This window comes from Polynucleobacter finlandensis, assembly GCF_018881755.1.
Classification (GTDB): domain Bacteria; phylum Pseudomonadota; class Gammaproteobacteria; order Burkholderiales; family Burkholderiaceae; genus Polynucleobacter; species Polynucleobacter finlandensis.
In genome coordinates this window covers 56,816-76,871 of the sequence record NZ_JACVPS010000006.1, presented here as the reverse complement: position 1 = coordinate 76,871, position 20,056 = coordinate 56,816, and the positions used below count along the sequence as shown (strand labels likewise).

General features: G+C 44.6%; 25 protein-coding genes, 1 tRNA gene and 1 riboswitch. Of the genes, 21 read left to right on the top strand and 5 right to left on the bottom strand.

Annotation, left to right across the window (positions count from 1 at the left end):
- Positions 1-79 precede the first annotated feature (79 nt).
- The 16 genes from ICN49_RS05755 to ICN49_RS05680 all read left to right on the top strand — a co-directional run bounded on the left by ICN49_RS05755 (position 80) and on the right by ICN49_RS05680 (position 9,139).
- Entirely contained in the window at positions 80-1,300 is a 1,221-nt protein-coding gene (locus ICN49_RS05755) for a CaiB/BaiF CoA transferase family protein (RefSeq protein ID WP_216166658.1), read from the top strand.
- A 5-nt stretch (positions 1,301-1,305) separates the two neighbouring features.
- The gene (locus ICN49_RS05750) at positions 1,306-2,538 is read left to right on the top strand and encodes an MFS transporter (RefSeq protein WP_216166656.1); all 1,233 of its coding nucleotides are present in this window, start codon (positions 1,306-1,308) and stop codon (positions 2,536-2,538) included.
- A 160-nt stretch (positions 2,539-2,698) separates the two neighbouring features.
- Positions 2,699-2,770: transfer RNA gene (locus ICN49_RS05745), tRNA-Arg, on the top strand.
- Positions 2,771-2,921: 151 nt separating this feature from the next.
- Complete coding sequence (locus ICN49_RS05740) at positions 2,922-4,286, top strand: tyrosine-type recombinase/integrase (RefSeq protein WP_216166654.1); 1,365 nt, start codon at positions 2,922-2,924, stop codon at positions 4,284-4,286.
- 169 nt (positions 4,287-4,455) lie between these two features.
- Positions 4,456-5,064 (top strand): SHOCT domain-containing protein, encoded by a 609-nt coding sequence (locus ICN49_RS05735; RefSeq protein ID WP_216166653.1) that lies wholly within the window; start codon positions 4,456-4,458, stop codon positions 5,062-5,064.
- A gap of 9 nt (positions 5,065-5,073) precedes the next feature.
- On the top strand, positions 5,074-5,451 hold the full coding sequence (locus ICN49_RS05730) for a hypothetical protein (RefSeq protein ID WP_216166652.1): 378 nt from the start codon (positions 5,074-5,076) through the stop codon (positions 5,449-5,451).
- Positions 5,452-5,518: 67 nt separating this feature from the next.
- Entirely contained in the window at positions 5,519-5,716 is a 198-nt protein-coding gene (locus ICN49_RS05725) for a hypothetical protein (RefSeq protein WP_216166651.1), read from the top strand.
- Positions 5,717-5,894: 178 nt separating this feature from the next.
- Positions 5,895-6,095, top strand: a complete 201-nt coding sequence (locus ICN49_RS05720; RefSeq protein ID WP_216166650.1) for a hypothetical protein — start codon at positions 5,895-5,897, stop codon at positions 6,093-6,095.
- Positions 6,092-6,469 (top strand): surface-adhesin E family protein, encoded by a 378-nt coding sequence (locus tag ICN49_RS05715; RefSeq protein ID WP_216166648.1) that lies wholly within the window; start codon positions 6,092-6,094, stop codon positions 6,467-6,469. The genes ICN49_RS05720 and ICN49_RS05715 overlap by 4 nt, the downstream gene beginning before the upstream one ends.
- Before the next feature lie 9 nt (positions 6,470-6,478).
- Positions 6,479-6,751 (top strand): hypothetical protein, encoded by a 273-nt coding sequence (locus tag ICN49_RS05710; protein WP_216166646.1) that lies wholly within the window; start codon positions 6,479-6,481, stop codon positions 6,749-6,751.
- A 365-nt stretch (positions 6,752-7,116) separates the two neighbouring features.
- Positions 7,117-7,527: a hypothetical protein gene (locus ICN49_RS05705; RefSeq protein WP_215344820.1), complete on the top strand. Its 411-nt coding sequence runs from the start codon at positions 7,117-7,119 to the stop codon at positions 7,525-7,527.
- Positions 7,524-7,907, top strand: coding sequence for a hypothetical protein (locus ICN49_RS05700; RefSeq protein ID WP_216166644.1), 384 nt, complete (start codon positions 7,524-7,526; stop codon positions 7,905-7,907). The genes ICN49_RS05705 and ICN49_RS05700 overlap by 4 nt, the downstream gene beginning before the upstream one ends.
- Entirely contained in the window at positions 7,904-8,176 is a 273-nt protein-coding gene (locus ICN49_RS05695) for a hypothetical protein (RefSeq protein WP_216166642.1), read from the top strand. Before ICN49_RS05700 ends, ICN49_RS05695 begins: the two co-directional genes overlap by 4 nt.
- Positions 8,173-8,601, top strand: a complete 429-nt coding sequence (locus ICN49_RS05690; RefSeq protein WP_216166640.1) for a hypothetical protein — start codon at positions 8,173-8,175, stop codon at positions 8,599-8,601. The genes ICN49_RS05695 and ICN49_RS05690 overlap by 4 nt, the downstream gene beginning before the upstream one ends.
- Positions 8,602-8,617: 16 nt before the next feature.
- On the top strand, positions 8,618-8,773 hold the full coding sequence (locus tag ICN49_RS05685) for a hypothetical protein (RefSeq protein ID WP_216166638.1): 156 nt from the start codon (positions 8,618-8,620) through the stop codon (positions 8,771-8,773).
- A 33-nt stretch (positions 8,774-8,806) separates the two neighbouring features.
- On the top strand, positions 8,807-9,139 hold the full coding sequence (locus ICN49_RS05680) for a hypothetical protein (protein WP_216166636.1): 333 nt from the start codon (positions 8,807-8,809) through the stop codon (positions 9,137-9,139).
- Positions 9,140-9,682: 543 nt separating this feature from the next.
- Here ICN49_RS05680 and ICN49_RS05675 read toward each other — a convergent pair.
- Genes ICN49_RS05675 through ICN49_RS05660 form a run of 4 tightly spaced genes read right to left on the bottom strand, consistent with a single transcriptional unit; the run spans position 9,683 to position 12,724 of the window.
- A complete protein-coding gene (locus tag ICN49_RS05675; RefSeq protein ID WP_216166634.1) occupies positions 9,683-9,982 on the bottom strand; it encodes a hypothetical protein in 300 nt (99 codons plus the stop codon).
- Positions 9,975-10,538 (bottom strand): YceI family protein, encoded by a 564-nt coding sequence (locus ICN49_RS05670; RefSeq protein WP_216166632.1) that lies wholly within the window; start codon positions 10,536-10,538, stop codon positions 9,975-9,977. Before ICN49_RS05670 ends, ICN49_RS05675 begins: the two co-directional genes overlap by 8 nt.
- Before the next feature lie 12 nt (positions 10,539-10,550).
- Positions 10,551-11,213: a c-type cytochrome gene (locus tag ICN49_RS05665; protein ID WP_216166630.1), complete on the bottom strand. Its 663-nt coding sequence runs from the start codon at positions 11,211-11,213 to the stop codon at positions 10,551-10,553.
- 11 nt (positions 11,214-11,224) lie between these two features.
- Positions 11,225-12,724 carry a cytochrome C gene (locus tag ICN49_RS05660; protein WP_255535413.1) on the bottom strand — a complete coding sequence of 500 codons (1,500 nt, stop codon included), beginning with the start codon at positions 12,722-12,724 and terminating at the stop codon, positions 11,225-11,227.
- A gap of 246 nt (positions 12,725-12,970) precedes the next feature.
- On the opposite strand from ICN49_RS05660, the gene ICN49_RS05655 reads away from it, so the two are divergent.
- From ICN49_RS05655 to ICN49_RS05640, 4 genes are all read left to right on the top strand, one after another.
- Positions 12,971-13,204 carry a hypothetical protein gene (locus tag ICN49_RS05655; protein ID WP_216166628.1) on the top strand — a complete coding sequence of 78 codons (234 nt, stop codon included), beginning with the start codon at positions 12,971-12,973 and terminating at the stop codon, positions 13,202-13,204.
- Positions 13,205-13,437: 233 nt separating this feature from the next.
- Positions 13,438-14,166 (top strand): hypothetical protein, encoded by a 729-nt coding sequence (locus ICN49_RS05650; protein WP_216166627.1) that lies wholly within the window; start codon positions 13,438-13,440, stop codon positions 14,164-14,166.
- Positions 14,163-15,452, top strand: coding sequence for a hypothetical protein (locus ICN49_RS05645; protein WP_216166625.1), 1,290 nt, complete (start codon positions 14,163-14,165; stop codon positions 15,450-15,452). Before ICN49_RS05650 ends, ICN49_RS05645 begins: the two co-directional genes overlap by 4 nt.
- Before the next feature lie 772 nt (positions 15,453-16,224).
- Positions 16,225-17,250, top strand: a complete 1,026-nt coding sequence (locus ICN49_RS05640) for a tripartite tricarboxylate transporter substrate binding protein (RefSeq protein WP_216166623.1) — start codon at positions 16,225-16,227, stop codon at positions 17,248-17,250.
- Between the two features lie 80 nt (positions 17,251-17,330).
- Here the strand turns inward: ICN49_RS05640 and ICN49_RS05635 are convergent, their stop codons facing one another.
- Entirely contained in the window at positions 17,331-18,992 is a 1,662-nt protein-coding gene (locus ICN49_RS05635) for a thiamine pyrophosphate-dependent enzyme (RefSeq protein ID WP_216166621.1), read from the bottom strand.
- A gap of 22 nt (positions 18,993-19,014) precedes the next feature.
- On the opposite strand from ICN49_RS05635, the gene ICN49_RS05630 reads away from it, so the two are divergent.
- Positions 19,015-19,848 carry an NUDIX hydrolase gene (locus tag ICN49_RS05630; RefSeq protein WP_216166619.1) on the top strand — a complete coding sequence of 278 codons (834 nt, stop codon included), beginning with the start codon at positions 19,015-19,017 and terminating at the stop codon, positions 19,846-19,848.
- A 65-nt stretch (positions 19,849-19,913) separates the two neighbouring features.
- Positions 19,914-20,021, top strand: a riboswitch (TPP riboswitch).
- Positions 20,022-20,056: the final 35 nt, after the last annotated feature.

Genomic DNA, 20,056 nt, shown 5'->3' with positions numbered 1-20,056 from the left:
GCGCGCAAATTGTAGTCATGTCTGAGGCAAAGTCGGAACTTTTCCCGAATTACCCCATCATCCATGCCAAAATTAGAGCATGGGAGCCTTAAGTCATATACGTGTTTTAGATCTAAGCCGGGTGCTAGCTGGACCTTGGTGTGCGCAAAACCTCGCCGACCTTGGTGCCGACGTGATCAAGGTCGAGCGGCCAGGAGCTGGGGACGACACTCGCCACTGGGGGCCTCCCTTTGCGAAAGACGCCCAAGGCAAAGATACCGAAGAAACCGCCTATTTCATCGCGATTAACCGCAATAAACAGTCGATTACGGTCGATATTAGCCAACCAGAAGGCCAAGAAATCATCCGCAAGTTGGCCGCTGAATCGGATATCGTCATTGAAAATTACAAAGTCGATCAGCTCAAAAAGTATGGTTTGGACTACGAGAGCCTTAAAAAGGTCAAATCTGACCTAATCTACTGTTCCATAACGGGATTTGGTCAAACAGGCCCTTATGCCCATCGCCCAGGGTATGACTTCATCGTCCAAGGTATGGGTGGCTTTATGAGCGTGACCGGCGAGGAGCATGAATTTACTGGGGCAAGCCCCCAAAAAGCCGGTGTTGCCATTGCCGATATCTTTACTGGCATGTATGCCAGCACAGCCATTTTGGCCGCCGTGGTGCATCGTGATCGCACTGGAGAAGGTCAATATATCGACATGGCACTCTTAGATACTCAGATTGCGGTGATGGCCAACGTAGCAAGTGCTTATTTGTGCTCTGATGAAGTCCCATTACGCTGGGGCAATGCTTCTCCAACCATCGTTCCTTACCAAACCCTCCCGACAGCCGACGGCTGGATCATTGTTGCCGCTGGGAATAACGGTCAATTTAAACACTTCGTCACTGCGGGGGGCGAAGCCCATCTCGCAGACAATCCGCTCTATTGTGAAAACCCCCTGCGTGTTCAACATCGCAAGCAATTGGTTCCTTTGCTAGAAGAAATGACTCGCAAGAAAACCAAAGCAGAATGGATTACCTTGCTTGAAACAGCACGCGTACCTTGTGGACCCATTAATAATTTCAAGGAAGTTTTTGAGAACGAGCAAGTTAAAGCGCGTGAGATTGAGCTCCATGTACCTCACCCCACCACTGGCCAAATGAAGCTAGTCGCCAGTCCAATGCGTCTCTCCAAAACGCCAGTGGAGCTGCGGATGCCACCGCCAACCTTAGGTCAGCATACCGATGCGATATTGCATGAGCGCCTCAAGCTAGATACTCAAGCGATAGAGCAACTGCGCAAAAAAGGAATTATCTAAACCCAATGTCTGATAACAAGCCAGCAAACTCACTATCTCTCAAACAAGTATTGATATTTGGCGGCCTCATGGTGACGCTATCCATGGGTATCCGCCATGGCTTTGGCTTATTCAACCTACCTATCACCTCTGCTAATGGCTGGGGTAGAGAAACCTTTGCTCTGACTATTGCGTTGCAAAATCTCATTTGGGGCGCCTTTCAGCCGATCACTGGAGCACTAGCGGATCGCTATGGTGCGTTCAAAATCATGATTGCCGGTGGTATTTTGTATGCGCTTGGATTGACTGGAATGGCTCTCTCGAGCGATGTATTGAACTTTACATTTGCTGGTGGTCTACTCATTGGTCTTGCACAAACAGCAACGACTTATAGCGTGATCTACGGCATCTTAGGACGCAACGTCTCTGCAGATAAGCGTGTTTGGGCAATGGGTATTGCAGCAGCAGCAGGATCATTCGGGCAATTCCTGATGATTCCAACAGAGCAAGGCTTGTTAAGTAATTTTGGCTCGCAAGATGCGCTCCTGATACTTGCCTTGATGGCCAGTCTGATGATCCCAATTGCCTTTATGTTGCGTGAAAAGAATTTTGTTCACACACATAATCTCGGCGATCAAACGATCAAAGAGGCCTTGCGCGAGGCCATTAAAAATCCAAGCTTTAGATTCCTGACTTTGGGTTATTTTGTTTGCGGCTTTCAGGTGGTCTTTATTGCCGTTCACCTTGCCCCTTACCTGAAGGATTTATCCAAGATTTATCCTGATGTTGGTGCACCTGCCGTTGCAACAACTGCTTTAGCCCTAATTGGACTGTTCAATATCTTTGGCACCTATGCTGCAGGCATGTTAGGCCAACACTTCCCTAAGCGTTACTTACTGTCTGGCATCTATTTGGGAAGATCTATAGCCATCATTGGCTTCCTATGGCTACCACTAAGCCCCATGACTACCTACATCTTTGCTTCGATGATGGGTTTCCTCTGGCTTTCTACCATCCCCCTCACCAATGGGATTGTTGCCCAGATCTTCGGTGTTAAATACCTCACCATGCTTTCTGGTTTAATTTTCTTTTCACACCAACTGGGCAGCTTTTGCGGCGCATACTTGGGTGGCTATCTATTCGATAAGACCGGCTCGTACTTAATTGTTTGGGAAATTGCCATTGCCTTGGGCGTTTTTGCTTTCATGATCAATCTACCCGTCAAAGAACGTGCAATCCACCGACCTGCTACAGCCTAAAAGAAAGAAGAGTCTCATGCGGTGGACTCTTTACATTGCTGCCTTGTTCATTTTGGCGGCAGTATTTTCAAGTTACTTTGCACCCACTATGATGGTTGCCTTAACAAACCAGGTTTGGGCTCTTTGTGGTTGGTAATAGTTTCAATACCATATTTTTCAGCTCGCCGTAGCACAATGGATAGTGCACATGCCTCCTAAGCGTGGGATACAGGTTCGATTCCTGTCGGCGGGACTCCAAACCACCCTGTAAGCCAATAGACTCAATAGATATAAGGCTTACAGGTCGATTTTCTGGATACTAATCTGGTCAACTCACTGGTCACTTTTGTACATTATCGAAATGAGAGTACTATGACTGTTAGGAATGCTAACAGGGGTAGTTCATGGCTAAAGCAGCTAAAGATTTCAAGTGGCAATATTCGATAGTTCAAGATGGGATGGTCTACTACCGCAGAGTGATCCCACTGGCAATCCGAGAGGCTCATAACCTTCCAAGGTTCGTAAAGAAGGCTACTGGGGTTTCAGCTGCTAATGGTGCTGAAGCGGTGGCTGCAATCACTAAGCTCAATGGTCTCCAAGAACGGGAATGGTCACAACTTGAGAAAGGTGTTACTGGTTCTACTACCCTACTAAAGCTCCTAGCCCTACTTAAGGCTAATGGTTTTGCAGGACTTAAGGAAGGTGGATTCGAAACTCTCACTGGTGGTGAACAGGTCTACATAGATGGTGAACGGGACACAGTTCAAACTGAAGTAATGGAGTATCTCCAAAAGCTGCTTGCGACTAATGGAAGCCTCCCTCCAGAGCTCTCACTGCTATCCAAGATGACTGATATATCTAACGTAGCCACCATCCCCACAACTCTCTCAGTAGCCCTATCAGATTACCTCTCAAGACATAAGAAGCCCTCCACTGGTCACACCTATGATTCAACCAGTTGTATCTCCAAGTTCATTAAGTTACACGGGGATATGGTTGTTACGGACATCCCTCGAAGCATGGCTCATGATTACGTAAGTGATCGGCTCAATAGTAAGGTTAAGACCACCACAATCAGACGAGAGTTAAACCAACTTGGGGCTATAGTCGCAAAGGCTTTCCTTGAGCTAGGAGTGGAGAAGAAGTCTCCCTTTTCGTCTATTGATATACCCGGTGAAGGTCTAGATGCCAAGCCCAAGAAACCCATCACAACAGTGAAGCTAGAGAAGCTCTTAGCAACAATCAGAACAAGCAAGACCAGCTCACACTTGATAGCCAAGATCCTACTAAATACAGGCATGCGTATTGCTGAACTAGCAGTAGCTAAAGTGGAAGATGTACACCTTGTAGATGCCTCGGGAACACCCTTGGAGATTCCATTCATTACAGTAGTCCCCAATGCCTTTAGAAGGCTCAAGACCAATGAATCTGAAAGGGCTATACCCTTGGTAGGTATATCGCTAGAGGCTGCTCACGAGGCTGTGAGACAGGCTGGTAAGGCTGAATATCTCTTCCCTCAGTATGGTAAGAAAGATGGTGGCACTAATGCCTCTGCAGCTGTCAATGCTTCACTAGATTTCGTGGATATAAACAGTCACGAGTTCCGTCACTTCATATCAACTCGCATGAGAGAGAAGATGATCCCACTTGATGTGAGAGAGACGATCACAGGGCACAGCTCCAAAGGTTCTAGCGAACTGAAGGGCTATGGAGAAGGATACAAGCTTGAACAGTTACACCCAGAGCTACTTAAGGTAGCCATCCACTAACGATTAAAGCCTAGCTAGGTAGAGCGACATAGTAGAGCTGTAAAACCAGACCCTCTGTTGATTCTTTGGATGTTAGCTCGACTATTCCAAGGACTACCTAGCGAAGCCCCCTATATCAGTTGCCACTGCCGAAGCGTATAGTTATAGGATATATAACTGAAGGTTGAACATGAAGAAGATCCTAGCTGTATTTGTCTCAATATCCATATTTTCCGCATCCATCTTTATGACTGGTTGTGCAAGTAGTGTTGCTAATCCAGTGCCTGTCGCTCAAGTTGGGGATGAAACTAAGACTTGTGATGCTATCGCTAATGAAATGCAGAAGATGGTTACTGCTCAGGTAACAGCTGATGGTGATAAAGATAAACAGATCGGAACGAATGCAGCCCTCGGTGTTACTGGGATCTTCCTTCTAGGTATTCCTTGGTTCTTTATGGACTTAGGTGGTGCAGCGACAGCAGAGCAAAAGGCTGCCAGAGCAAGGTATGAACGCCTTGAGCAAATGCAGATTGATAAGAAGTGCCCTGCAACTCCAATAGTTAAAGAGGAGCAAGTTAAAGATGGTGAGAGCATTATTCGTACCACAACTCCAATGGCTGAATCAGCCAAGCCTAGCCCAGCTAGAGCGGCAATTACACCAGCCGGTAAATCACAGACAGCAAGTGAAATGCCAAACCCAGCTAAAAAGCTAGAAGATCTAAACACTATGCTCAAAAAGGGATTAATAACTCAGGATGAGTACAACGCTAAGAAGACTGAAATTCTTAAGAATATGTAAGGGTTGAAAATGAAGAAGATCCTAGGTTTACTACTGGTGACCACTGGGTTACTAGTCGGTTGTGCAACAACTGCAAATTATGAAAAGGTGCTTAACTCATGGGTGGGCTCCCAAGAGAGCGCCTTAGTTTCATCATGGGGACCACCTAGCAGTGTTTACCAGTCTGATGGGGTTAAATACCTTACATACAGCAAATCCAATTCTGGCTATATCCCAGGCGTTGCACCAAGTTATCAAACAACATATGTCGGAAATACAGCATACACAAACCCAGTAGGAGGCTCTCCTGGTTTTGCTTATAACTCCAACTGCTCGACAACCTTTACAGTTGCCAATAGAGTCATAACAAACTGGCGATATGAGGGCAATGCTTGTCGCTCAAGATAGCGCCTGATTTTTATGTAGCTGATATAGCCTAACAGACGTTCGATAGTTATAAATAGAGGGATGGATTATGAAGAAATTTACTCTTAAACACGTGTTAATTGCTTATTTTATTGGAGTTCTAACTGCAGGAACATCTGCAGCAATTGCAGCAAAGATGGTTGGAGGTAATGGCTATCTCATGGGCTGGGAGGTAACCATAAATGGTAAATCAATTTGTGATGACCCCTATATTTGGAGTTCAACACATGAAATTGAGTGTGACTAAAAATTCTATTAAGGCAGCGCTACTACCTACTGTTACATTCTCATTAATAGGATGCCAACGCCCCAACTTCCACAAGCTCCTCCAATTTGACTATCAAGCAAGCTAAGTCTGAATTTCTGGATTTAGGATTTAAGAATGCAACTGAATCACTCAGTCAATGTGTACCAAGGATTTCTAAATGAAAAAAATACTAATCTCGTTAGCTGCCATACTCTTCCTGGTAACGGGTGCTTATGCCCAATCTCAGCCTGTAAAGATGAGTAAGACAGGCATCTGTCATGCCCCTAACTCTACCTACTACTCACAGACAAAGAACTTTAAACCCTATAAGACTTTAGATGAGTGCCTAAAGGCTGGTGGAAGGATGCCTAAGAAATGAAGAAGTTACTTTTTATAGTCTTGATGATTCCACTTTTAGCAAATGCTAGTAATTGGGTTTATGTTGATAAAAACTCTTATGGGGATACTTTCTTTGTAGATTCCCAGTCAACGCAAAGAAGTGGTAATTCTGTGACCTTTTGGGAAAAAGTAAATTATGGCACTAGAGGTAAATATGGAGACCTTAGCGCAAAATTGAATTCGACTATTAACTGCAAAACCAGAGAGAAAATAAATCGATACTCAATGTTCTATGATGATTTGGATAATACCGGAAAATTAACTACATCTGGGGCTACAACATCTGAACAATGGGAACCAATTGCACCCGATACGATAACTGAGGGAATAATGAAGTTTGTCTGCAAGCGATAAATATCAACAATGAATGACCTCGAATACGTAGGCAAGGTCAAAGGATTGATGACCTTCAAAGAGCAAGAACAGGCTCGCCTAATAAAGCACATGGTTGTTCCAGCTAGTGAACTTGCAGCAAGGAAACAAGCAGAAATAGATCGAGCTAATGCTTTCACTCGTAGTGCTGAGGATGAGTCCTTCTATAACCGCACAGAACCTTCAGTATCCCCAGTTGACCCTAGTCCCATTGGGGTGAGAGTTGGGATTATTACTCGTGAACCCTTTGAGGACTTGCCGTGAAGAGAATAAACATTTATCTGAGTACTTTAATCCTGATAACTATCGCTATCTCTGGATGTTCCTCGACCTCTGGAGTAATAAAGATAGGCTTAGATACCTACACCATTGCAACCTCTGCATCATTTGGTAAAGGTGGAATCCCAGCAGCCAAAAGAATTGCATATGAAGAAGCTGGAGAGCAATGTCAAAAACTAGGAAACCTTGAGGTATATACGCTCAGTGAGAAGAGTAATGGCACTACATGGGTAGATGGAATGTTTCGTTTTGAATTGAATTTTCGATGCCTAAGACCAACCGATCCCGAATTCAAGAGACAAAACTTACAAAGTGCCCCCGATTCTATTATTGAGAACAGAAGTAGATAGATGGCTTCAGCCATCATGCGAGGAACAACCATGAAGAGACTGCTTATGCCCCTACTGGTTACCACTGGTTTACTAGTGGGTTGTGACCAGTTGAGCTCCTTTGATAAACCTAAGACCTACTCTTGCCACGATCTTCAGAATCCAGCATATACACAGTCACTAAGTATCAGCAAGTCAAAAGCTGTGTTTGATACATGGAACTACAAAACCTATTGCCGTAATTTTGGTAACAAAGTCTCCTATGGAATGGAGCAGATAGACTGTGATAACCAAACAAAAATGCAAGGTGGTTATATGGTATTAGACTTTGATGAAATAGTCGGTAGAGCTGTTAGGTCTATAAGGGTAGGAGATCAGACAACCGATATTCAATCCTTTGTTTATCAATGCACCAAAGTGGCTAAGCAATGAGACTAACTAAGACCTCCCTATTCCTCCTCGCATGGCTTGTAGTCCTACTATCTGGCTGTGACCAGCTAAAGTCCCTTGATAAGACCAAGAATTTTATATGCGAGTTCACAGACCACTCTGGCAGAACTTCATTAACAATCAAAGACAACAAAGCTACCTTTGGAAAAGTTGAATACCCTTATGCCTGTAAGCCAACTGGAAATGTCCGTTGGTTTGGGGCAATGAAAGATTCTTGTGATGGTGGCTATGATCCTAAAGTTGATACTTGGTTCTTAATCCAGTTTGACGAGGTTGCCGGGACATTGGTAGAGACCAGTCAGGCTGGAGCTAAAAGCTATCGCAACTCCAATGAATACATATGTAAGAAGGCTGAGCAATGAAGGTAACTAAGACCTCCCTATTCCTCCTTGCATGGCTCGTAGTCCTATTAGCTTCACCACTAGCCCACTCAAAGTCACCCTCACCCTACGCTGGTAACCAAGGTAACCCAAGCACAACTACTGTGCATGGCTATACGAAGAAGGATGGGACTGTGGTTGCTCCCTATCAACGCACTGCTCCCAATGGGACACAGAGGGACAACTGGAGTAGTAAGCCTAATGTGAATCCGTATACGGGCAAAGAAGGAACCAAGGAGCCACAGAAATGAAGAAGTATTACAAAGTCATACTTTTTATCCCTTTAGTTGCTCTCGCTTTATGGGGGATAAATTACTACGGACATAATTATTCACATTCCGAGGAATATCTTATATGTGAAGCCACCTCAATAGAAGGAAAAAAAACTCTTCCACCTGCTGGGGCAAGTATTCTTCCCATTACTGAATATATCAATATATCTAGGTGGTTTTATGGAAGCCACATCTCAATTAGATTGCAGAATCTCACCACTATTTTTCATCATGAAGAATGTAAAAAGCAGGATGCTATTTTGCGTTGCTTCTCAGTTGGGGATAGTGGGGCTACAAATTTAACCTTTAACTTGGCTACCAATGAAGGCAAAGCAACCATTAGGACAAAATATGGTGAAGTGGAGACGACAAATTATGACCTCAAATGTGAGTTGCAGAAATAGCTTAACGGAGAGATTTATGGACAGCGACCTTAAGAAAAAACTAATCCTGATTGGGGCTGTCTTTATGGCAGTAGTAGCCTTCTATTACATTGCCTCCCCATATCAAAACTGTAAGAGAAATACAGGTGGCGATGTGGATGGGCATTGCTTTACAGCCAGTGTCAGTTGGTAAGACTTTTGTAATCACTAACAACGAGGGCATTAAATGACAACGCTAAATTACACTGAGACTCAAGAGAGAAACAAGAAGAGATTTAAGACCCTAAGGTTATCCTTCTGGGGAAACATGAGTGTTGTTCCTCTATTTGTAGTTATCTCAATGCTCCCTGAAGATGTACAAGGGTTTGCATCTCTGTTAGTCATTCTATTTGGTTGTGTGTGTGGTATTACCTACCTCATTATGCTGGGGACTCTTGCTGCACAAGCTAGGAAGAATGCGTTTTTATGGGTTTTTGGAGCTATGATCTTTAGCTTTATTGGTGTGATTGTCACTTACATGAAGATGAAGATCATTGCCATTCAGAACCAGTGGGACTAGAAATATTTTTACTGGAAAATTCGTCTAGGTACTCGATCCAATCTGGCATGTGATTACCCCCAGTGCCCCTCAAAGAATCGCTGTGAATCGACTCAGAATCGGCTTTCTGGTGGTGGTATTCACAGGTGTAACAACTGGCAACTACATCCCTAACCATAGGTGTACCACTGGGGTCATGAGAGACCTCAGGACACCACGATATAACCTTCCAATACACATGCAGCCACTAATGCTAGAGGTCACCACGGACTTCCTAGTGGCTCCTACATATAGCCTCCTATTTAAGGGATCGAACCTGTAGATGTAATATGGGTTACAGGTTATTCACAGTGGAGATCTGGGCACTAGCTGGACACTTCATCCAAACAATCCCACTGATCAGGAAAAGGCGGCACAGAGTGCTCGATACTGAATTTAATTTGCCATCCTTCAGTTAGGGTGTGGCTCTCCCAGGAGGCAGCTAACGACCCATAAGCGACAGTGGCATCAACTTACTGCCGAGTGCTTTAAGCCTTCTGCCCTGCGCCTAAAACCAAATCAAAGCTAATGGTTGAGCCCTGTCGTTCGCCGCTCTAGATGTAGCTTATAGGTAAGCCAATACACGCATCCAGCAGATACTACAAAACTCAGAGCCAAAATAAAAGTAAAGGCGCCAGAAATATGGGACCAAATGATTAACTGAATCAGCATCAATAAAGCACTAAACACCACTGGAATCTTCCACCAGCCTTTTTCGTATTGAGACCACAAGACCGCACTGGAATCTTTTATATTTACACCGTAGAAAGGGCAATCCTTATCAGCGTTCGAAAAAAATCGGCAATCTGTAGAACTTTTATTCATGAGAAACCTCGACTGGAACATTAATCTTCACTTCATCACTCACCATAGGTATGTATTTACTTAAGCCAAAATCAGAACGTTTAATGGTACTAGTGGCTTGACCAGAACAAGTATTTTTTCCATTACTTTTGACGCACTGAAAATTACTCACTACCAAAACGATTGGTTTTGTAACTCCCAACATCGTGAACTGACCCTCTGATCCGACAACCTTATCTCCAGTGAAGATGAGTTTGTCTGACTTATATGTCATGGTTGGAAAATTTTTGACATTGAAAAGCTCAGGATCCAATAGATGCTCTGACCAAGCTTTCCACCAACCCATATCTAAAGAATCTGTAAATATTGTTAAATCAACGCTGCCACTTTTAGCCTTGAAATCAAGGATGACATTTCCGCTGGTTTTATTGAAGCGCCCCGAAAGCGTTGAAAACCCCAGATGCTTAACCTCAAAATTTGGCATGGTATATGCGGGGTTAATGGTGTAGTTTTCCGCCGCCTGAGCTACAGAAGCAAAGACTAGAAAGAGAATGGCAAAAATCGGATAGTGTTTCATATGGGCCCTTTGCTAATTTGACTTAGCTTCAATTGGGAATGACTCTAAATACATCGCCACTGCCTTCATCTCATCACTTGTTAATGGATGGCTTACTTGCTTCATAGGGGTACCAGGTCGATCATCGGTGTCCTGGAAGACTTGCAACTGCTTAATGATGTAATCAGCATGCTGATTTGCTAAGCGTGGAAATGCACCCATCCCCTGACCATTTGGACCGTGACAGGCGATGCATGGTGGCGTACCTTTATCTAGCAGACCTTTATCGTAGATTGCCTTTCCTTGGGCCATCTCTTCTGGGTTGGTTCTGACATGATTACGCTCAGAAGTTTGGCTGGCATAGTAATCAGCGATTTCCTTAATCTGCGCATCTGTCAGATTCTTTGCAAGACCCCACATATGCTGTACGCCTACTGCATCTGATCTTTGGTGACTCCTGAAATTTTTGATTTGATCTACGAGATAGTCGGGCTGCTGACCTGCTAATTTTGGAAAGAATGGCGAAACTGAATTTCCATCTACACCATGACAAGTGGCGCATACCTGAAGAGCTAAAGTTTTTCCAGCCACATTAGGATTGGCAGTGTCTCGGCTTCTGTCCAGATTCTCGCAGCCTGCCAATAGTAATGAACATATAGCAAGACCACAGAAATAAGGATTTAATTTAAGTTTCATAATCAATATCCTTAATAAGCAATCCATGCGTATAGCCATGTAGTATTGTTATCGCTTGCTTTTCTACAGGGGTTACCTTGCGTGGTGTCGTTATAGCAACTAGTACCCCCCATATATTTTGTAAATGCGGTGTACTGCAAAGTTAATCTTATATTTTGTATGGGTTGATACCAGATCGATGGAATCCAAGCTGTAGAGTTCGGCGAATTATTCGCGCTTGCGGACCAATTACTCAGTCCCGTATTGGCAACACCATACGCATTTGAATCTGCAGTGCCGGTTACGTTCTGATAACCTAGACCAGCGCCATACGTAGCATTGTAGACATAACTCACTTTTCCGAAGACAGAATTTAATTTATTTACTAAATTACCAGCTGGGCCTCCGATAGTATTATCTGTAATGTTTTCTTTCAAATATCGCACTTGGGCAGTTACTGTATGTGGGTTTAGCAGATATTGATATTGAGCATCGATGCCTCGATCTTGATAATTGGTCGTGCCCCCACTCAAGTTTGGTGGACCCCCGCTCACCATGCCAGCACTTTCCGAGTTATACCCATATTGAGCCGCGTTCATCCCCATAGCGCCCACCATCAGATTGTGCGCACCCCACTCTGTTGTATAGGCTAAGCGGAAATACGGATTAGTACCTTTTAAATACGCCTTTGGAAAATTAGGATTGCTGTTGTTATTACCATACGCTAAAAACGAAGTTGCTCCAGTAGCGCTTTGGTAGGCATCAAGCTCAGCATAAAAGTTTTTATTTAAGTAAACATATGCGCCATAGCCAGCTGTCTGTGCTCCCGCACCACTTTCAAGATAAGTTGCCACTGGAACACCACCTGCGAAAGCGCCCCGAGCTCCTTGTGGAGACATATATGGATAAGCCCAAGTGGGATGCGAATTCCAAACATCAGTGACGCCTGGATTGTTATTGAGTGAGGCACCCCAAATCAAATCGTGCGTAGGGCCTGCATAATGATCAGCATATCGCAAATCAAAATTATCGATTCCGAAATGACCTTGGTTATTAACGCCTCCATTATTTGAGGATGCCGCCCAACCATAAGTAAATTGACTAAATAAACCTAGATTATCAAGAATTTTCCCTGCTAGAAAAACGCTAGCGTTATCAGCTTCGAAGCGCCCATTCTGCTGATTAATATTACTAGTAGTGACAGTGCTGCCATCTGAGCTTGTTCCAACATTGTTCCTGGTACTTGCCATACCTCCAACAAACATTGCAGATAGAGGAATGAGTTGGCGCTCACCTTGCGTATAACCAGTCAGCTTGAAGTAGCGTCCGTACGGCGTTAGTTCGGGGTACTGGCCGCCAGCATGGCATGCAACGCAATTTTGCCCTGTCTGTCTAGCAAAGGCAGGTATGGCATAGCTTGTTTTGGTAGCTAATGTTAACAATAAAAGGGTAAGAGCTACTGTCGCTAAGTGCAAAATATTCCGATGTCCAGACGCGAGCTCAGATTTTTTTATTGCCATAAAGTCACTCATTGATGACTCCTCATTCAAATTTTTGAATATCTACAGGCCCATTTATATCCCCCTTTTTTCCATTAATTTTGATGTAGATCAAGAGATGAAGCACTTGTTTTTTTCGTCAGATAAACATGATGCGAAATAGCCACATGCTGTAAAAATATTCTGCAATGCAATACATTTTTTACTCGTAAATATTTATTGACATTTACCTGTGTCGGCGTAATGTAGGTCTCAGGACTTCGAAAAAGGAGAATTGCTATGGATCAGATCTATAACGAAAAACGTCAAGTACAAGTAGGCGATACTGAATTGTGGCTTATTTCTATTACCGCTTTTTTTGGTGTATCGCTGCTCATTTTTGGGATTCTGACAGCCCTAGGCGGTCCAGTATTCTATGAAAGCTTGGGTGATAGCACTACTTTGTTGACATTAATTGTAGGTATGTTTTTGTTTCTTCTTTTGACAATAAATTACCAAAGACGGCGCCGTTAAATCTAGATCTCCACATCCAAGATTACGTTGAATTACGTATTTCAAATGGCTAATGGCGTATTACTTTTTTAACTTTCCAAAGGCCACTGCTGGCCGTTTAGAGACGCCCATAAACTGACTCAACCACCCCACTTCCCAGCCTGACCCCTAAGTGCCTTAATATGGCTATTGGCAAGAGCTATTAAGAATCCAACCAGGATCTTGAGTTAACTACCTGTAACCACCGGGTAACCATGACTCAGCCACCAGTCTCCTTACGTGAAGCAAAGATGTCCCAGGTGTACGGTCGTAAGTGTCAGATTGCTGGATGTTCCCTACACAGGAAAAGTGGCAAGAAATACTGCAATAAGCATGAGCACGGGTTCCACCTTAAGGGCGACCCGATGCAAGTGTCGATCAAGATCAGCAGTCTCCAGAGGTCAACCCAGGAAATCCAAGAGTTACTTGAGGCAAATAAGAGCAACCCCTCTCTTCATGACCTCAGATTAGCCTTGGGAGAACGCTGGGTGATCCTAGGTAAAGCTGTGGATAGATACCTGAAGCAACAAGCAGATGGACTAGCGGGTGTCAAAGGTCAGCGCAAGGGCTACCAGGTGCTTCAGAGCCTTCTAAAGAATGTTCCCATGGATGAGGTGTTGCTACTGTGGGTATCCTTCCAGCGCTTTGAAGATAGCACCCCTGGGATCTTTGTTAATCAGAGGTCTTACAAGCATCAACTGGTTAAACATGTGAGACGCATCAGTCACTTTGTTGACCCTGCTCTGATCAATAAGAGAACAGGTAAGAAAATAGTCAAGTACGTTGTTGAGATGGGAGTGCCTGAAGTTAATACCGTATACGACCTTCTCAACCAGGTCTTCGGTGTATCGGGGTATCAATTTAGTAAAGCTATTGCCAAGAGAATAGATTCGAAGGAAGAATTGGATAAACGAGTTCGGTCTGCTTTGGTGGGGATCACTTGAAAAGAGTTAAGAAGGACTTCAAGCTTGTAACCGACACGCTGATGGTTGATTACAACTTGCTGGCAAATGAAGGGTCAGAAGCAGAATCAATCATTGAGGAAATATTTGAGGTCTATCTTCAGGATTACCTCAAGGACTTCACCAGAAAATCCTCTGGTCGCCTTCTTAAATCAATCGTCACTAATATTCTTGCCAATCTCCTAAATGCGGAAAGTCAGGGGTATTCATCCTTAATTTATCCAATGGGTAAGAAGAACTTTCAAGCTAGTCGCTATCTTCCCAAGTTCATAACTGAGAGACTAGTGGTTAGGGCAGTTCAAATACTTGTCGATGCCAAGGTAGTCATCCAAGATGTAGGAACCAAGAAGATGATTCAGATTCGCTCAACCTTCGGAGGAAGCGATACTTCATTGGTGCAACAGGCGGCATCCCTTCGATTTACTGAAGATATTTGCTATGGGGATCTGGAATGGGGAAGTTTTAGCGTTAGACCGGAGACGGAAGTCATTATTCTTAAATCTAAAAGAAAGACGCCCTCGTCCTCATCTGAGTTAGTTAACTACACTGACACCACAAATATGGGCAAAGAAATTAAGGAATCGATCCGCCCCTTCGTTAGAAAGATCAATGACTACCTACTGAGCCATACGATTGAGTATTCGGGTGACCACTTATGTGATCGATCTAGTACCTCCTACCATCGAATTTTTAACCAAGGGACGATTAAGCGAGGGGGAAGGTATTTTGGACATTGGGCGCAAAACATCCCCGCTAAAGAGAGGCATCTAATCCGCATTGATGGGCAGAAGGTTATGGATCTGGATTACCAGGCTATGTATTACAACCTGCTCCTCTATCGAGATGGCGCTACAGAAGCACCGCAAGAAGACCCCTTTCTAATACCTGGCTATGAAGAGTTTAGGGGGACGTTTAAGACTTTGGCTTATGCCCTACTCAATAGCTCATCCTTACTTAAAAATAGTCCAGAAGGTCTAATGCCTCCTGGATGCAAGCTCAGTTACAGCACCCTTAAAACCATCCTCATCCTGCACCTACCCATATTGAAGAAATACCTAAAGTCTGAGATTGGAATGGAGCTCATGAATCTTGAATCCCGGATTATCGGTAGAGCAGTCATGAATATGATGGATCGGGATAATGGCTTCGTGATCTTGCATGATGGACTCTTAGTCGCTCAGAACTCCAAGCATCCTGAAGGATGTATGCATGAAGCATTTAGTCACATTATTGGGTGGGATTCCAAGGTAACCAAAGAAATGCATTGATACCTTTAGTTGACCAGTAGCTACCTCTGGTATTACTAATCTAGTTACTTCTTATGGTGGTATTACTAGATCTAATACTGGGGGTGGTATTGCTCATTACTACCTTAGCTTAACCTTAGTAACGAGGGGGCAACCCCCACCCCTTTATAGGGACATATTTTTAAGTTAATTCTCTGTAACCTAAAGTGGTGTTGCCCTCTGAGTTCATTATTGATTTAGTTCTGAGTTTATTAATGATAGATGCGAGATAAAAGTCCTAAAAGTATTGCAGCTAGGAAGCCTTGCTGAGAAGATAACTCTAGAGAAGGTAATGGAAGTCGCTTATAGGCGTGCTGTGAAGGAGCTTAAAGAACCCCTACTTTTGCCCTGTGGCATCCGTTTTAACAACGATCCCGAAGAGTGACAGAGCAATATCCTTTAAAGTGTCCAATATCAGGGGTCGAACTTATTTGTCAAGTGGATTTATGAATAATTTAGGTGGTCACTATTGAGACTAAAGCTGTACACTCTTAAAAAATGTCCTACCCGCAGAGCCTTATTCTATATAGTTTGTAGGTTAGCACCCTTATGGATATTAGCCTGTCGGCGGGACCAAAACTTATCCACAGCTTTTGTGGATAAATCGACAAAAGTTTTCGTAAGTCACCGATTTGTATAGACAGACCTGTCTTGCCTAAATAATAGGCACTACTTACCAGTAAAGAAATAATCGTTTACATTGTGTATAAGCCAATACTTGATATAGCTAAAGAATATAAAGACGGAGACAGAAATGAAAAAGATTCACCATGGATGTGCAAGCGCAGCAAGTTTCATTGCTGCCACTATTGTGTGTTGCGCATCAATCACACTCAGTGCATACGCACAAAGTACATTTCCGAATAAGCCAATTCGTTTAGTTGTTCCGTTTCCTGCTGGTGGCGCAACTGATAACATTGCGCGCCCCATTCAGAATGAATTACTTTCTACAGCGAAGTGGACTGTTGTCATCGATAACAAACCAGGTGCCGGTGGAAATATTGGCGCTGAAGCGGTAGCAAAATCTCCGCCTGATGGATACACCTGGCTCATGGCGTCAGTTGGCACGCACGGAATTAACCTTCCTTTGTATACCCAAGGTGGTGGCAAATTACCTTTTGATCCGGTTAAGGATTTCACACCGATTACGCTTGCTGCTGAGCTACCAAACGTCATTGTGCTCAACCCAGAATTTGCAGCAAAGAACAATATCAATTCCGTCAATGACTTAATCCGCTACGCTAAGGCCAATCCAGGAAAAATCAATATGGCCTCTAGTGGCAATGGGACCTCAACCCATATGGCCGGAGAACTATTTAAGTCAATGACAAAGACATTCATGACCCACCTGCCTTATAAGGGCAGTCCGCCGGCCGTGACTGATCTCATGGCGGGCAATGTAGACCTGATGTTTGATAACTTACCTTCTTGCATTAACTACATTCGTGCTGGGCGCCTAAAAGCACTGGCGGTGACTAGCTTAAAACGCTCACCTGCATTCCCGGATTTGCCAACCGTTGCTGAAGCAGCGAATTTACCTGGCTATGAAGCAACTGCCTGGTTCGGAATTGTTGGTCCCGCTGGAATGCCGCAAGATCTTGTCAATAAAGAAAGTGCGGAACTCATCAAAGCCATCAATAGCCCATCGGTAAGAGAAAAATATATTGCAATGGGTGCAGAGCCGGTTGGCAATACGCCAGCGCAATTTACTGCCTACATTAAGAATGAAATTGCCAAGTGGACTAAAGTTGTAAAAGACTCTGGTGCAAAAGTCGATTAATGACTTAAGTAGCGATATTTCAATTACGGGCATTAAAAAAGGGCGCTTAGCGCCCTTTTCTTTTTTCGTGCTTCGATAAATCACTTCCCTAGTTGTGAGAGCAGCTTTGATGGAGAGATCACCTCTTGATCTAACACCAGCTCAATGAGAGCACCACGATTGCTTGCTAGAGCTTTGGCAAAAGCTGGAGCAAACTCATCAGTCTTACTCGCTCGATATGCTGGCATACCAAAGCTATCTGCAAACTTAATGAAATCAGGATTGGTTAAGCCCGTGCCCATGACGCGTTGATTGAACTCGCGCTCTTGATGCATGCGTATAGTCCCGAGCATGCTGTTATTGACTAAGAGAATGATTGGGAATGCTTCATAACGCGCTGCTGTTGCTAGCTCTTGGCAATTCATCATGAAATCACCATCACCACACACTGCAATCACCACTCTGCTGGGATCCACAATTTTTGCAGCGATGGCCGCTGGGAGGCCATACCCCATAGAGCCGTTTGCAGGCGCTAATTGACTTTTGAATCCGCCATAGGGGTAAAAGCGGTGTACCCAGGTTGCGAAATTACCCGCACCATTAGTCAAAATGGCATTACGGGGAATGCTGGCAGGTAATGACGCCATGATGTGGGCGAGTTGCAGATCACCTTTGACTGTAAGTGGCGCTGAAAAGGCCAGATACTCAGCATGAGCGCCAGTCATCGCTTGTAGATCGTGCTGCTTACCCATTTGAACTTCACTCAAAGCAGCGCAGAAGTTCTCAGGACTGCAGTTGATCGCAAATTCTGGGCGATACACCCGACCAAGTTCATCCGGACTAGATAAAACATGAATGACCTTATTGCTTGGTGTTGGCACAGAGAGGATGCTGTAGCCAGCCGTGGTCATTTCTCCCAAGCGCTCACCAATGACTAGTAAAGCATCTGACTCTTGAATGCGTTTGACGAGTGCGGGGTTGGCGCCAATCCCCAAGTCACCGGCATAACAAGCATCTTGGTTATCAATTAGGTCCTGAGACCGAAAGCTCGTAGCAACTGGAACGCCTTCACGCTTCGCCCAAGCACTCAATACTTCACAAGCAGATGCATTCCAATTGCCGCCACCAGCCAGAATCATTGGCTTCTTGGCATTGGTAAAGAGCTCCATAGCATCATTGAATATAGCGAGATCTAAGCCAGGCTGAACAATATGCGCTGCTGCTGTTGGTTTCTCGTGAGCATATTCGTAAAGAATGTCTTCAGGCAATGCCAGCACTACAGGACCCTTACGCCCAGACTGCGCAATATGAAAGGCATGAGAGACAAATTCATCAATCCGATCAACCCGATCAATACTGCCAACCCACTTTGTGCATTCCGAATAGAGACGGCGGTAATCCATCTCTTGAAAGGCTTCGCGCTCCACCATATCAGTACCAACCTGACCAATCAATAGCACCAAGGGCGTGGAGTCTTGATACGCAGTATGTATTCCAACCATGGCATTGGATGCACCAGGCCCACGGGTCACCATCACTACGCCAGGCTTGCCGGTGAGTTTGGCGTAAGCCTCTGCCATGTAAGCTGCGCCGCCTTCTTGGCGACAGGTGATGAAGCGAAAGTCCTTGGAATGATCAACTAGGCCATCTAATAAGGGCAGGAAGCTTTCCCCAGGGACCCCAAAAGCCAAATCAACGCCCTGTCTTACCAAGGCGTTTGCCAGAATTTGGCCGCCGTGTGGCAATTTATTCTTTGTCTCCATCTTTTTCTCTTACACTTTCTATATGAATACGCTCAACACCAGCACTCTAGCTGCATTAGAGGAGATGCTACAAAACACTGCCAGATCGGCCCCGCCCGACTATATGCCGATTTACTTTGAAGGCGGGAGTAACAGCAATCAAATTATTGGTCATCTTAATCCTGAATTTATTCCTTACCTGCAAGAATCATTACTGAAGGATCCGATTCCCAATATTGCACTCGGGCACGAGGCTTTGCATATTGCATCCGTGCGACCTATTGAGCTTTCAGCCAACCTAAACGCCTTGGCAGAAAGAATGCGCTCGGGAGGCTTTATCCCTGGATGGCGCAATGAAGAATTTTCTTGGCTTGATCAAAACGGTCACGAGTATTTCCGCTTAGAACGAGCGGCATTTAGAACCTTTGGCTTTAGAAGTATGGCTAGCCACATCAACGGTTACACCAAAGCAGGCAATGTATGGCTTGGGCGCCGCAGTGAAAGCAAGGCAACCGATCCTGGACGGCTGGATAACTTGGCATCTGGTGGCATTGCTGCAGATGAAACCCCTTTGGTTAATGCCTGCAGAGAACTCTGGGAAGAGGCTGGTGTGCCTCCACACATTGCAGCCCAGATTACGCCTGTTGGCAGAATTCATATGCGTCGACCAATCCCAGGCCGAGGCTTTCATGATGAGCAACTGTATGTTTATGACCTTGAGCTTGCCGATAACTTCATCCCCACCAATCATGACGGTGAAGTCAGTGGTTTCATCGAAATTTCCCTTGCCGAGGCTGCAGCCCGCATTTTGGCTGATGAATTCACCAGCGATGCCGCCTTTGTAACAGCGGATTTCATACTGCGGAACCATAAATAGCCTTAAATCAGCCCCTTGATGTGGATCATCCCTAGGGCGGCATTTTCGTGGTTAAATCTGAACTAAGGATGAAACAGGGGTGCCCTCCAATGGATATTTTGCTGGAGGTGCTGAGAAAGACCCTAAAACCCGATCCAGGTAATGCTGGCGTGGGGAGTTACATCAGACCGACACCCGGTTTCGTCCATCTAAAAACGCTAGGAGATGG

What these genes read in the sequence shown, in the direction of transcription:
- ICN49_RS05755 (WP_216166658.1), top strand. Translation starts at nt 80, where the DNA reads ATGGGAGCCTTAAGTCATATACGTGTTTTAGATCTAAGCCGGGTGCTA.
- ICN49_RS05750 (WP_216166656.1), top strand. Translation starts at nt 1,306, where the DNA reads ATGTCTGATAACAAGCCAGCAAACTCACTATCTCTCAAACAAGTATTG.
- ICN49_RS05740 (WP_216166654.1), top strand. Translation starts at nt 2,922, where the DNA reads ATGGCTAAAGCAGCTAAAGATTTCAAGTGGCAATATTCGATAGTTCAA.
- ICN49_RS05735 (WP_216166653.1), top strand. Translation starts at nt 4,456, where the DNA reads ATGAAGAAGATCCTAGCTGTATTTGTCTCAATATCCATATTTTCCGCA.
- ICN49_RS05730 (WP_216166652.1), top strand. Translation starts at nt 5,074, where the DNA reads ATGAAGAAGATCCTAGGTTTACTACTGGTGACCACTGGGTTACTAGTC.
- ICN49_RS05725 (WP_216166651.1), top strand. Translation starts at nt 5,519, where the DNA reads ATGAAGAAATTTACTCTTAAACACGTGTTAATTGCTTATTTTATTGGA.
- ICN49_RS05720 (WP_216166650.1), top strand. Translation starts at nt 5,895, where the DNA reads ATGAAAAAAATACTAATCTCGTTAGCTGCCATACTCTTCCTGGTAACG.
- ICN49_RS05715 (WP_216166648.1), top strand. Translation starts at nt 6,092, where the DNA reads ATGAAGAAGTTACTTTTTATAGTCTTGATGATTCCACTTTTAGCAAAT.
- ICN49_RS05710 (WP_216166646.1), top strand. Translation starts at nt 6,479, where the DNA reads ATGAATGACCTCGAATACGTAGGCAAGGTCAAAGGATTGATGACCTTC.
- ICN49_RS05705 (WP_215344820.1), top strand. Translation starts at nt 7,117, where the DNA reads ATGGCTTCAGCCATCATGCGAGGAACAACCATGAAGAGACTGCTTATG.
- ICN49_RS05700 (WP_216166644.1), top strand. Translation starts at nt 7,524, where the DNA reads ATGAGACTAACTAAGACCTCCCTATTCCTCCTCGCATGGCTTGTAGTC.
- ICN49_RS05695 (WP_216166642.1), top strand. Translation starts at nt 7,904, where the DNA reads ATGAAGGTAACTAAGACCTCCCTATTCCTCCTTGCATGGCTCGTAGTC.
- ICN49_RS05690 (WP_216166640.1), top strand. Translation starts at nt 8,173, where the DNA reads ATGAAGAAGTATTACAAAGTCATACTTTTTATCCCTTTAGTTGCTCTC.
- ICN49_RS05685 (WP_216166638.1), top strand. Translation starts at nt 8,618, where the DNA reads ATGGACAGCGACCTTAAGAAAAAACTAATCCTGATTGGGGCTGTCTTT.
- ICN49_RS05680 (WP_216166636.1), top strand. Translation starts at nt 8,807, where the DNA reads ATGACAACGCTAAATTACACTGAGACTCAAGAGAGAAACAAGAAGAGA.
- ICN49_RS05675 (WP_216166634.1), bottom strand. Translation starts at nt 9,982, where the DNA reads ATGAATAAAAGTTCTACAGATTGCCGATTTTTTTCGAACGCTGATAAG.
- ICN49_RS05670 (WP_216166632.1), bottom strand. Translation starts at nt 10,538, where the DNA reads ATGAAACACTATCCGATTTTTGCCATTCTCTTTCTAGTCTTTGCTTCT.
- ICN49_RS05665 (WP_216166630.1), bottom strand. Translation starts at nt 11,213, where the DNA reads ATGAAACTTAAATTAAATCCTTATTTCTGTGGTCTTGCTATATGTTCA.
- ICN49_RS05660 (WP_255535413.1), bottom strand. Translation starts at nt 12,724, where the DNA reads ATGAGTGACTTTATGGCAATAAAAAAATCTGAGCTCGCGTCTGGACAT.
- ICN49_RS05655 (WP_216166628.1), top strand. Translation starts at nt 12,971, where the DNA reads ATGGATCAGATCTATAACGAAAAACGTCAAGTACAAGTAGGCGATACT.
- ICN49_RS05650 (WP_216166627.1), top strand. Translation starts at nt 13,438, where the DNA reads ATGACTCAGCCACCAGTCTCCTTACGTGAAGCAAAGATGTCCCAGGTG.
- ICN49_RS05640 (WP_216166623.1), top strand. Translation starts at nt 16,225, where the DNA reads ATGAAAAAGATTCACCATGGATGTGCAAGCGCAGCAAGTTTCATTGCT.
- ICN49_RS05635 (WP_216166621.1), bottom strand. Translation starts at nt 18,992, where the DNA reads ATGGAGACAAAGAATAAATTGCCACACGGCGGCCAAATTCTGGCAAAC.
- ICN49_RS05630 (WP_216166619.1), top strand. Translation starts at nt 19,015, where the DNA reads ATGAATACGCTCAACACCAGCACTCTAGCTGCATTAGAGGAGATGCTA.